This is a genomic window from Bradyrhizobium iriomotense, assembly GCF_030160715.1.
Classification (GTDB): domain Bacteria; phylum Pseudomonadota; class Alphaproteobacteria; order Rhizobiales; family Xanthobacteraceae; genus Bradyrhizobium; species Bradyrhizobium iriomotense.
Genome location: NZ_BSOW01000026.1, coordinates 1 through 12,310, shown reverse-complemented (window position 1 = coordinate 12,310; position 12,310 = coordinate 1). Strand labels below are relative to the sequence as shown.

Below are 12,310 nucleotides of genomic sequence, written 5' to 3'. Positions count from 1 at the left end.
AATGACGATGTTGTTTCCGATCGACGAATACGAGACGCGCGTCAAGCGCGTGCGCGAGCAGATGGCCACTCGCGAGCTCGATGTCCTCATCATCGACCAGAGCGAGTTCCTCGCCTACCTCACCGGCTTCTTGATTTCGGAGAACATGTACCGGGCCTGCCTCCTGCCACGCGACGGCGAGCCAATCATGATCCTTCGCGCCGTCGACCTCGGCCCGTTCACCGAGAACTCGTGGCTGTCACGCTCCGTTGCCTTTGCCGATTGGGAAGACCCGGTCCAGGTACTCGCCGACACCATCCGGAGTCTCGGCTGCGGGAAGGGCCGTGTCGGACTCGACGAAGACTCCTATTGCATGCCGCTTTCCCGCTTCAAGCGTCTAGCGGCACAACTGCCGGACGCGCGCTTTGTCGACTTCTCAGGCGTGATGGCTGAGCTCCGCGCCAGGAAGAGCGCAAGGGAAATCGCGGTGCTCCGGCGCGCCGCAGGGATCGGCGACCTCGGCATCGATGCGGCTCTGAGAGCATCCGGCGAAGGCCGATCGGCCCGCGACGCTGCGGCAGCCGTCTATCAGGTCTTCATGCAGGAAGGCGCGGACGCCGCACGCGCGGGGATCATCACCGCCGGTGTCGGCAACGCCTTTTTGCACGGGGGGCTGACCAAGCAGCCGCTCGCCAAGGGCGACATCCTGCATATGGAGCTGTTGCCCTATATCGACGGCTACGGCGCCCGCCTGATGCGGTCGGCCGTGATCGGCGAGATCGACCCGCGTCGATCGCAACTCGCCCGGCGCCTGATCGAAATCCAGGACCGGCAACTCGAGGCGATGATGCCGGGCGCGAGCGCCGCCGATGTCGACGCACTGGCCAGAGATGCCATGCTCGCCGACGGCCTGCGGCCGGACTATCCCAACATCACCGGCTATTCGCTCGGCTGCTATCCGGCCCACACACCGCGCACCAGCGACTTCTCACGCATCTTCCTTCCCACCGTGGACTGGACGCTGGAGGAAGGCATGGTGTTCCACATGTACGTTTCCGCCGACGGTCTTGCGCTGAGCGAAACCGTGCTGGTAACGGCAACCGGTCATGAATGCCTGACGCGCGCACCGCGGCAGATTTTTCAGGTTTGAGTTGCGGGCCCGTCGCATCGCAACAGCCGCGAATTGAGCCGTCGGCGCGGCAAATCCGTTCGGCCGAAAGTGCCCGATTTCAAAATGGTGGGCGCACCAGGGCTCGAACCTGGGACCCGCTGATTAAGAGTTCAAGACGATCTGTTCGCTGCTGTTTCTAAACGCGCGCTACGCTACTACGATCCTTCGAGAAGCCCTTTGTTTATCGAGCTTTCTCGCATAGCGTCGCAGTCCTTCGCACCCAGACCTCCAAACATCTCGATTTGCCAACACCGTTTGAAAACCGGTTTAGTGCCTCAGGACATCCATCATGGCTGACGTTCGCATTCTGCTGACTGACAAGACGATCGCCCAATTGCCTACTCCAAAAGATGGCTGGTATTTGGCACGCGACACAGAACTGAAGGGCTTCTTCGTCGTCATCGGAAAACGAAAACGGACCTTCACAGTTCAAGGTGATCTCCGACGAGACGGAAAACGCGTCTCATCTATCAGGGTGTCTATCGGGGATACTTCCGATATGTCGAGCCGGACTGCGCGCGCCACGGCGAAGGAATACCTGGCGCAGATCAGCCAAGGGAAGCACCCAAAACCGGCGAAGGAGGATCAGCCAGCCGACACCGTTGGAAAGGTCCCGAATAAGCCGCTCGCAGCGGAGATCACGCTTTGCGAAGCTTGGCAACGATATCTGGAAGCCCACCTCATTCGAAAAGGCCGGAGTGAAAAGACGATAAGCGGCTATCGCGATCACGTCGAACGGATCTTGATGGAATGGCTGGATGTCCCATTGCGCGAACTGGGACTGGATCCCGCGCGAGTGGCAAAGAAACACGACGAGACCACCAAGACGAATGGTCCATACATGGCGAACGGGAGCATGCGAACGCTGCGCGCGATCTACAATCATGCCCGTAAGACCAATAGGTCACTGCCGCCCGACAACCCCGCAGACGCTATCGACTGGAACCAGGAAGAGCGCCGCGACACCGGAATGGGCGCCAGCGATCTTAAAGGATGGTTCACAGAACTGGCCGCCCTCGACAATCCAGTCCGGCGAGAATTCCACTTGTTCACGCTGCTTTCTGGATCAAGGCCGACTGCGTTGCAGGAGGTCAAGCCGACCCACATCGATTTTCGGCGGCGAACACTGCACATCGCCAAACCCAAAGGCGGCAGGAAACGTGCTTTCGATATTCCGCTGTCGCGGGAGATGATCATGTGTCTCATTCGGGCAATTCGCTTTGGCGCGAAGATGTATCCGGCTCAGGCGCGGGAATGGGTATTCCCCGCCGACAGCGAGTCGGGCCACGTGGCGGAAACAAAGGAAGATCGAGATACGCTCTCCAAGTGGGGTAATGACCTTCGTCAAACGTTCCGAACCATCGCGACATCAGCCGCTGTCTCTGAGGTTGATGCAAAGCTCCTGATGAACCACGCCATCCCGGGTGTGAACGCCGGGTATATCACCCGGCACAAGCTCCTTGAGGACCATCTAAGAAGCCAGCAGCAAGCTATCAGCAGCGCGGTGTTCGCCGCTTTAGGGCCCTCGCTTACCGATATGCAAGTCTTGCAAGATTGGCTGGGGCGCGGAGCCAGCCGACGAGCGACCAAGAATTGTGAAATGTGGCCGGTCAATCTCGATGCGGAACAAAGGATTCGGCGGGCCGCCTAGCCTGCTCGGGGACTCTCACTCACGGCCACATTTGAGATTTCGACATCAGGCGTACGCCAGTAAACCGCATCGTCTCTAGTGCATCCTCCCTATTTTGGTCACCTTTTGATCGCGACGTAAGTAGTCAAGATTGCGCGCAGCTAAGGTGTCAGTGATTTCAACAGCGAAGCGGATTGCAGAATGCGATTGAAAAGCGCTGCATTATTTGCCGTTGGTTCGTTGTTTGTCAGTTTTTGGCTGCATGGCGGCGCTCGATGTCAAACCTCGCTGGCCCCGCCGCCTTCGGTGACCGACCAAGGTTCGCCACCGGCGGCTACGTGTCACTGGGGCGGTCTCAATCTGGGGTGCAGGGCGACAGCCAAAGGTTCGTCGCCTCCGCCGACAATGGCGCCAGAAGTCCCGATGTATCCGCCGCCCGTCATCCTTGCCTCGCCGCCACCGGCGACCGCCAAAGGTCCGTCGCCACCGGCCACCAAAAACGTTTCTCCACCAACGGCGACCGACGACGTTCCAGCGCGAACATCGACCGCCAAAGGCTCCGCACGATCCGCAGCCGCCAAGAACTCGCCACCGCCTGCCAATGACAAAGACGCGCCGGCACCGGCCACCGACAATATTTTGCCCAGGCCGCGCATCGGCAAGCTGTCTCCGTCACAGGAGACCGGTCCCGATGGCTTTACCGTAGGTATCGACGATGGCGAGGAGACAGGCGAGCCGCTGCCCATTAGGCCTCGCCCAAAACAGTCCAAGGTCAGGCAAAAGCCCGACGTTGCCGAGAGGCCATCGGCGATAAAGTCGCTGAGCGATCAAGCAGAAATTGAGAAACTGAAGCCCAATCTCACGATCTGCCGAGGCTGCTAAAGGGTAAGGTGCTGCCGCAGAGCAGGCCATCTGGGCGCGCCGCCGCCATTATCGATGACGGACGCCCAGTCCGTTGTCGCGCCACCGCCTCAAGCACAACGGAAGGTGACCTCCGGCAGGCGGAGGCCCCGAGCATCAACGCCACCGCGTCTCAGAACTGGCCCTGCACTAATACTGTTAACGATTACTGAGGATTTTCTCCTCGACCGCGCTCTCCCCTATATCCCGGTCGGCTGGCTTGTCTTCATCCGTCTTTTTGCAAAGTCTTGCATCAGGCGATGCGACCACAGGTATTGCGCGCTGCAAACCCTCTCATCCACTTGTGCGAAGTGCCGCCACAGATGTAAGGCCAGCTCGGCCGCTTCGAGAGCCGTGGCGATGTCGGCCTCAGTGTGCGCTGCGCATAGGAACATGTTGTGTTTTTGGGATGGAAGTAGACGCGCTGTCTAAGCATCGCGCTGCAGAAGGCCGAACCTTTCCAGCATGCACCCTATGAACCACTGATTTGCCTGACGGCGCAGGTAGAATTTCTGTTTTTCGGAAAGCACTAGAAATTGGACGCCTACGAGAGCGTAACTGCCCAGATAATCAGGCTGGTCCGGGCACATCCTCAGTGACCTCTCGATCGGATTGCAGGCGCGCTGGGCTGATGCTCCCAACCTGGAGATCGACCTGTAGATCAACCGCTGTCGGGCGCGCTGGGATACCGGACGTCGTGGGCGCTGTCAGGGGGAAGCCGGACCTGCCCTGGGCGAGCGTCGGATCCCAATGCACACCTCAGAAGCATCGCTTCGATCCACCTACCGGGAGCTGGGGGCCTCAATCGATGAAGCGACGCACGTCGCAAAAACGAAGAGTGCCCGCGCAGCAGATGAGATTGGTTTGGTGGCAGCGCACCCAAACATAGGACCCGCAGACTGAGCGAACGAGAATGTCATTCGGCTCTTGCGCCTCGGCCCCCGCCGAACATGAGACTTACTAGCTATTGGGGTTACCCCTTCGGAGCCGATCAGTGTCCTCCCGCCGCGGACACCTTCTGGACTGGTTTGGCCGCAAGATTCGCTTCTGGGCTTGGCGGCCAGTAAACTATCCCCGGCGGGGGTGGACCGCCGCCGAGCGGAATCTATCAATGTCGGACTTGTAGGATTCTCCATCCGTTGTAATGTTGGACCATGCGGCACTCGCATGGCTGCTGCCCAAAACGGGCCGGCATCACCACAAGCAGGGGCGAACCAACGCGCCGGTTTTTGGGATCGAGACCGACATGGCCGGTGGCGGATCGTTTGACACGTTCCCCAAATTGCTGCTGCGAAATGCTGCGCAGTTTAGCACGCGTCCGGCGTTTCGGCTTAAGGAATTGGGGATCTGGCAGAGCTGGACCTGGGCTCAAGTTGCCGAGATCGTGCGTGCCTACGCCGCGGGCTTGCATCGCCTTGGCTTGCAGCCGGGCGACACGATCGCTGTAGTTGGCTCCAATCGGCCAAAGCTCTACTGGACCATGATGGCGGCGCAGACGCTGCGCGCAATTCCCGTTCCGGTTTACTCGGATGCGGTGGCCGACGAGCTTGCTTTTGTTCTCGCTCATGCCGAGGCGAAGCTGGTCGCAGCGCAAGACCAGGAGCAGGTCGATAAGGTCTTGTCGGTGTCCGATCGATTGCCGCAACTCGACAAGATCGTCTATGACGAGACGCGCGGCCTCGATAGCTATGATCACTGCCGATCGATCGCAATCGGCAAAGTCATCGAGGATGGCCGGGCGGCGCTTGCGGGCGATGCCGCGCTTAGCGAACGGATTGATGAATTCGTTCGGGCAGGAAATGGTTCGGACATCGCGGTCATCCTCTACACGTCGGGAACGACCGGAGCGTCGAAGGGCGTCATGCTGTCGACACGAGGCTGCATTGACGCCGCAACCGATACCACAAGGTTCGACGGACTGACCTACGACGACGTGGTGCTCGCCTATCTGCCGCTGGCCTGGGTGGGCGATCATTACCTCAACTACGTGCAAGGCATCATCGCTGGATTCTGTACGGCGTGTCCCGAGAGTAGTGACACGATCGAGCAGGACCGGCACGAGATCGGACCAACCTTCTACTTCGCCCCGCCGCGCGGCTTCGAGGCCATGCTAACGCGGCTCATGATCCGCATGGAAGACGCTGCACCCATCAAGCGACGAACCTTCAAGTACTTCCTCGAGGTCGCGCGCCGGTATGGCGAGCAGGTATCAAGCGGAAAATCGGTGCCGCTGTCGGGCCGGTTGCTCTATGCGCTCGGGCGCTTTCTGGTCTACGAGCCACTCAAGAACGTTCTCGGCCTGTCTCGGGTACGCGTCGCATACACTGCAGGTGAGGCCATCGGTCCGGATCTGTTCGCGTTCTACCGTTCGATCGGACTAAATCTGAAGCAGCTCTACGGTCAGACTGAGGCGTTCCTTTACGTGACGTGCCAGCCTGATAGCCAGATCTACTCAGATACGGTTGGCCCGGCTGCGCCGAACGTCGACATCCGCATTACGGAATCGAGCGAGGTGCAGTTTCACTCGCCCGGCATGTTCATCGGATATTTCAAGGATCAGGCAAAAACCGCTGAAGTCATGACGCCCGACGGGTACGTCAAGACCGGCGATGCCGGGTTTCTCGATGAAAAGACCGGACATCTAAAAATCATAGATCGCGCAAAAGACGTCGGCAAACTGGCGGACGGCACAATGTTCGCACCGAAGTACTTGGAGAACAAGCTGAAGTTCTTTCCCAACATCAGGGAAGCGGTCACTTTCGGTGACTCAAAAGAGTTCGTTTGCGCCATGCTCAACATCGACCCGATTGCCGTCGCGAATTGGGCGGAACGTAACAACGTCGCCTACGGATCCTATCAGGAGCTTGCCGGGCATCCGCTCGTCTATGAAATGGTCGCAAAAGACGTTGCCGCGGTGAACCGTTCTCTCGCCCAAGAAAAGATGCTCGCAGGCGCTCAGATTCGCCGCTTCGTAATTTTGCACAAGGAGCTCGATGCGGATGATGGTGAATTGACCCGCACGCAGAAGGTGCGCCGCCGATTCATCGCAGAGCGCTATGCGCCGCTGCTCACGGCACTCTACGACGGCTCGTATGAGGCCGACATTTCCACCGAAGTCACCTTTGAGGATGGTCGCAAGGGCACGATCGCGGCGCGGGTCAAGATTCGCGACATGCAGGTAACTAACGGGGCCAAGCCTCGGGGAAAGGCCGCATGAGAGCGCCGGACACAAACGAAATCCTGCTCCATGTGGAGGGCGTAGCGCTGGCCTTTGGCGGCGTCAGAGCGTTGAGAGACGTTTCGTTCAACGTCCGAAAAGGCGAGATTCGCGCCATTATCGGCCCCAACGGCGCCGGTAAGACCTCGATGCTCAATGTCGTAAACGGTTTCTACCATCCCGATTCCGGTACCATCACCTTCAAGGGACGAACCCGGACCAGAATGCAGCCATTCGAGGCGGCCCGTGGAGGCATCGCTCGCACCTTTCAAAATGTTGCCCTGTTTAAAGGAATGAGCGCGCTCGACAATATTATGGCCGGCCGCACTTTGAAGGTGCGCCGGGGTCTGTTGTGGCAGATGCTGCGTTACGGACCTGCTCTGGCAGAGGAGCTCGAGCATCGGCGCCGGGTCGAGGAGATCATCGACTTTCTGGAGATCGAGGCGATCCGCAAGGTGCCGGTTGGGCGTTTGCCCTACGGTTTGCAGAAGCGCGTCGAACTTGGTCGCGCCCTCGCGATGGAGCCTGACCTACTTCTCCTCGACGAGCCAATGGCAGGCATGAACCTCGAAGAGAAGGAGGACATGTCGCGGTTCATCGTCGACGTGAACAATCACTACGGCACGACAATCGCGCTGATCGAGCACGACATGGCCGTAGTCATGGATCTCTCGGATCGAGTGGCGGTGCTCGATCACGGCGTCAAGATCGCCGACGGCACGCCGGACGAGGTGAAGAAAAGCCAGGCCGTCATCGACGCCTATCTTGGCGTTTCACACTGAGGAGCGTTCGTGATCGCAACGGGTCAATTTCTCGAGATTCTGATCGGCGGATTGATGTCCGGCGTGCTCTATTCGCTGGTCGCACTCGGCTTCGTGCTGATCTTCAAGGCATCCGGCGTGTTCAATTATGCTCAGGGAGCAATGGTATTGCTCGCAGGGCTGGCGCTGGTTCGCACCCTCGATCTCCTGGTTGTCAACGGCTTTCCGCTGTGGGCCGCGATCGTCCTCGGTCTCGGCTTTGCCGCCGCGATCATGGCGGCGACCGCCTGGCTAATCGAGCGGTTCGTGATCGGACCTCTTGTTAACCAGGACGGCCTCACGCTGTTCATGTCCACGATCGGCGTGACATTCATCATTGAGGGCGCGGCGGAGATGATCTTCGGGTCGGACGTCTACCCGTTACGGCTATTCCCGACGGACGCCTGGTTTGTATTTGAGGAGCTCTTTCCGGGTGGGATTCTGATCAACAAGCTGGACGTCTTGGGTGCGTTGATCGCGGGCATTCTGGTTGCCGGCCTCGCGATCTTCTTTCAGCGCACTAGGACGGGTCGCGCACTCAGGGCTGTGGCTGACGACCATTTGGCCGCGCATTCGGTCGGGATTCCGATCAATTGGATTTGGTTCGTGGTGTGGCTCGTTGCCGGTCTCGTTGCGCTCGTTGCAGCGACCGTGTGGGGTACCAAGCTTGGCGTGCAGTTCTCCATCACCTTTCTCGCGCTGAAGGCGCTCCCGGTCCTGATCATCGGGGGGCTCACCTCAATTCCGGGAGCCATTGCCGGCGGGCTCATTGTGGGGGCGGGTGAGAAGATTGCGGAAGTGTACCTGGGGCCGTCCATCGGCGGCGGTATCGAATATTGGTTTGCCTACGTGCTGGCGTTGGCGGTGCTGCTCGTGCGCCCCCAGGGTCTGTTCGGCGAGCGGATCATTGAACGTATCTGAGGCAAGGAGTTCGTGGTGCTTTATCGCGAGGCTGGCCAGTTCAAGACGACCTACGTAGAGGACATGGCGATCTTCCCGATCCGTCAGGACCGTATTGCGCTCGCTGTCTTGCTCGGTATCGCCTTCATCGGCGTGCCGATGTTTGCCACCTTCCATATCTGGCCGTTCGGCAGCGACTATCTCCTGTGGGCCATCTTGCTCCCCTTCCTTATCCTGGCGCTCGCCGCCATCGGGACCAACATTCTCGTCGGCTATTGCGGCCAAATCTCGCTCGGCAGCGGCGCGTTCATGGCCATCGGCGCCTATTCCGCCTACAAACTGGCGACAGGCGTACATATCCCGCTTGGCTTTCTTGGCTTCGCGATCTCAATCCCGCCGTTGCCGGTGCTGGCTTCCATTCTACTTGGGGGGCTCATGGCGGCGGGTGCCGGAATCCTGTTCGGTATTCCCAGTCTGCGGATCAAAGGCCTCTATCTGGCAGTTGCAACGCTCGCTGCGCAGTTCTTCTTCGATTGGGTATTCCTGCGGATCCCGTGGTTCACCAATTACGCCCCGTCGGGATCGGTGAACGCGCCGGCGCTGGATTTCTTCGGCCTGGTCGTTCGCACGCCGGTCGAGCGCTACCTGCTCTGCCTGTTGTTCGTGGTTGTCTTGACGGTGTTGACGAAGAATCTCGTTCGCAGCAATCTTGGCAGACAGTGGATGGCGATCCGCGACATGGATATCGCCGCCGAACTGATCGGTATCCGGCCGCTCTATGCAAAGCTCACGGCTTTCGCGGTCTCTTCATTCATCGTTGGGGTAGCGGGCGCCCTCTGGGCGTTCGTCTACCTGGGATCCTGGGAACCCCTTGCGTTCTCGATAGACCGTTCATTGGAGCTTCTGTTCATGGTCATCATCGGCGGGCTCGGATCGATCATGGGGTCGTTCGTCGGGGCGGCCTTCATCCTCATCGTGCCGATTATGCTGAACCTCGTTCCAACCGAGCTCGGCGTGCCACTATCGACGCAAACGATCACGCACCTCGAATTCATCATCTTCGGGTCGTTGATCTGCTATCTCCTTATCAAAGAACCCCGTGGCTTCGCCCGGCTGATATCGATTGGCAAGGAGAAGCTTAGACTTTGGCCATTTCCCTATTGAAGGATAGATCGCGTCTAGACCGCAACGCGGGTGACAGCCCTTAGCAAAGAACGAACGAAGCGAAATACGAAGGAGAAGCTCAAGCAGGAGAATATCGAAATGGCAAATATTGCACGCAGCCTAGCCACACTGGCAACGGCCATGTTGTCGGGCGCAGCGTTCATCGCACCGGCCTCGGCTCAAAACGAACAGTTCGTCCCGATACTGTCCTACCGGACGGGACCGTACGCCGTAAACGGCGCGCCGTATGCCAACGGCGTTGCCGATTACTACAACCTGATCAACGAGCGCGACGGCGGCATCACCGGCGTCAAACTTCTGGTCGAGGAATGCGAGACAGCTTACGCGACCGACAAGGGCGTCGAGTGTTACGAGCGCCTCAAGGGCAAGGGGCCCACCGGCGCGGCCTTCATCAATCCGCTGTCGACCGGCATCACCTTCGCCCTTACCGAAAAGACTGAGACGGACAAGATCCCGATCATAACGATGGGATATGGCCGAGCCGACTCGAAGAACGGCGCCGTGTTCCCATACAATTTCCCCTTTCTTGGCACTTATTGGTCCGCGGCCGATATAGCAATCCAGCATGTCGCGAAGGAACTGGGCGGGTTCGACAAGCTGAAGGGCAGGAAGATTTCGTTGCTGTATCACGACAGCCCGTACGGCAAAGAGCCGATTCCGATGCTGCAGGTGCTGGCAAAGAAATACGGCTTTGAGTTCACGCCGATCCCGGTCACGCACCCCGGTGTTGAACAGAAGTCGCAATGGTTGGCGATCCGCCAGAACCGTCCAGACTATGTGCTGGTCTGGGGCTGGGGCGTAATGAATAGCACGGCAGTCAAGGAAGCGGCGGCCGTCGCCTACCCGCGCGACAAGATGATTGGTGTTTGGTGGTCGGGTGCGGAGCCGGATGTGACGCCCGCAGGTGATCAGGCCGCAGGCTACAAGTCGCTGATGCTTCAGCATGGCGCAGGTCAGTTTCCGGTGCATGCCGACGTAGCGAAATACGTCTACGCCAAGGGTAAAGGCTCGACAGAACCTGGCAAGGTCGGCGAAATTCTGTACAACCGTGGCATCGTGAATGCCATGCTCGGCGTGGAGGCGATCCGCAAGGCGCAGGAGAAGTTCGGTCAGAAGCCGCTGACGGGCGAGCAGGTCCGTTGGGGCCTCGAGAATCTCAACCTTAATGATGCGCGCATCAAGGAGCTCGGCTTTGAGGGAATGTTGAAGCCGATCAGGATCTCCTGCTCTGACCACGAGGGCACGCGCGATGGGCGCGTACAGCAGTGGGATGGCAAGTCCTGGAAAGTGATCTCCGACTGGTACACGGCTGACGAACCGCTGATCGACCCGCTCGTAGCCGAGGTTTCCGCGAAGTATGCCGCGGACAAGAAGATCAAGCCGCGCGACTGCGCGAAGGAAAGCTGAGCATGTGGGCGATCCGGGGGCCTGTGCCGGCTCCCGGACCCCTGCTTGGAAAGATGGACGCGTGTCAATTTACAAGGTAGTTGTCATGGTGACGGAAAAGGTAGCTCCGGTTCTGTCGGTCAACAATATCGAGGTTGTCTACGATCACGTCATCCTCGTGTTGAAGGGCGTATCGCTGGAGGTCCCTCGGGGCGGTATTGTCGCGATTCTCGGCGCCAATGGTGCTGGCAAGACCACGACACTGAAGGCGATCTCCAATCTCCTGCATGCAGAGCGCGGCGAGGTCACCAAGGGCGCGATCCTGTTCGACGGGGTCGAGGTGCAGTCCCTCTCGCCGAACGATCTGGTGCGGCGGGGTTGCATTCAGGTGATGGAGGGGCGGCGTGCCTTCCCCCATCTTACGGTCGAAGACAATCTCATGACCGGCGCCTTCACGCGGCGGGACGGCAAGTTGGCGATCGCGCAGGATCTGGAGCGGGTCTACGCCTATTTCCCCCGTCTCAGAGAGCGACGCGGTTCCACCGCGGGCTATACGTCAGGCGGCGAACAGCAGATGTGCGTGATTGGGCGAGCGCTGATGTCGCGCCCCAAGATGATTTTGCTCGACGAGCCTTCGATGGGCTTGGCGCCGCAGATCGTCGAGGAGATCTTCGAGATCGTGAAGGATCTCAACGTCAAGGAGGGTGTGTCGTTTCTTCTCGCTGAACAGAACACCAATATGGCGCTCAGATATGCGAGCCACGGCTACATTCTCGAAAATGGCCGCGTGGTGATGGACGGCGAAGCGCGCGCGCTCGCCGCAAACGAGGACGTCAAGGAGTTCTATCTTGGAGTCGCCGGCGACAAGCGAAAATCATATCGCGATGTGAAGCACTACAAGCGGCGAAAGCGTTGGCTCGCTTAGCGCCGACGATTTGCCTTGAGCCGCTAGGGCCGGTGATTGCCTGCCACCGGTCTGCTTCTGGCCTTCTGTGACAGGGGAGTCTCGCGAATGTCCGCTTTGCGCCAAGAGCTGCCCTTCCCGCTAAAGCGGGATGGGGTTAAGTTGAATCGATTTGGGATTCCCAAATCAGCCCGTTTCTGATTCACCATGCTGGCTGGAAGGAGGCCAGCATGGATGG

General features: G+C 59.3%; 9 protein-coding genes. All 9 read left to right on the top strand.

The annotated features are described in order from the left end of the window. The first annotated feature begins 1 nt into the window (after nucleotide 1). Nucleotides 2-1,129, top strand: a complete 1,128-nt coding sequence (locus QQL28_RS31180) for a M24 family metallopeptidase (RefSeq protein WP_284271692.1) — start codon at nucleotides 2-4, stop codon at nucleotides 1,127-1,129. Nucleotides 1,130-1,439: 310 nt separating this feature from the next. Then, nucleotides 1,440-2,801: a tyrosine-type recombinase/integrase gene (locus QQL28_RS31175; protein WP_284271691.1), complete on the top strand. Its 1,362-nt coding sequence runs from the start codon at nucleotides 1,440-1,442 to the stop codon at nucleotides 2,799-2,801. 402 nt (nucleotides 2,802-3,203) lie between these two features. After that, a complete protein-coding gene (locus QQL28_RS31170) occupies nucleotides 3,204-3,662 on the top strand; it encodes a hypothetical protein (protein WP_284271690.1) in 459 nt (152 codons plus the stop codon). A 1,264-nt stretch (nucleotides 3,663-4,926) separates the two neighbouring features. Beyond that, entirely contained in the window at nucleotides 4,927-6,897 is a 1,971-nt protein-coding gene (locus tag QQL28_RS31165) for an AMP-binding protein (RefSeq protein WP_284271851.1), read from the top strand. Continuing rightward, nucleotides 6,894-7,679 (top strand): ABC transporter ATP-binding protein, encoded by a 786-nt coding sequence (locus tag QQL28_RS31160; protein WP_284271689.1) that lies wholly within the window; start codon nucleotides 6,894-6,896, stop codon nucleotides 7,677-7,679. Before QQL28_RS31165 ends, QQL28_RS31160 begins: the two co-directional genes overlap by 4 nt. A 9-nt stretch (nucleotides 7,680-7,688) precedes the next feature. Next, nucleotides 7,689-8,618, top strand: a complete 930-nt coding sequence (locus tag QQL28_RS31155; RefSeq protein ID WP_284271688.1) for a branched-chain amino acid ABC transporter permease — start codon at nucleotides 7,689-7,691, stop codon at nucleotides 8,616-8,618. 15 nt (nucleotides 8,619-8,633) lie between these two features. After that, on the top strand, nucleotides 8,634-9,761 hold the full coding sequence (locus QQL28_RS31150; RefSeq protein ID WP_284271687.1) for a branched-chain amino acid ABC transporter permease: 1,128 nt from the start codon (nucleotides 8,634-8,636) through the stop codon (nucleotides 9,759-9,761). 99 nt (nucleotides 9,762-9,860) lie between these two features. Further along, nucleotides 9,861-11,189 (top strand): ABC transporter substrate-binding protein, encoded by a 1,329-nt coding sequence (locus tag QQL28_RS31145; RefSeq protein WP_284271685.1) that lies wholly within the window; start codon nucleotides 9,861-9,863, stop codon nucleotides 11,187-11,189. Nucleotides 11,190-11,274: 85 nt separating this feature from the next. Beyond that, entirely contained in the window at nucleotides 11,275-12,093 is an 819-nt protein-coding gene (locus QQL28_RS31140) for an ABC transporter ATP-binding protein (RefSeq protein WP_284271684.1), read from the top strand. Nucleotides 12,094-12,310 lie beyond the last annotated feature (217 nt).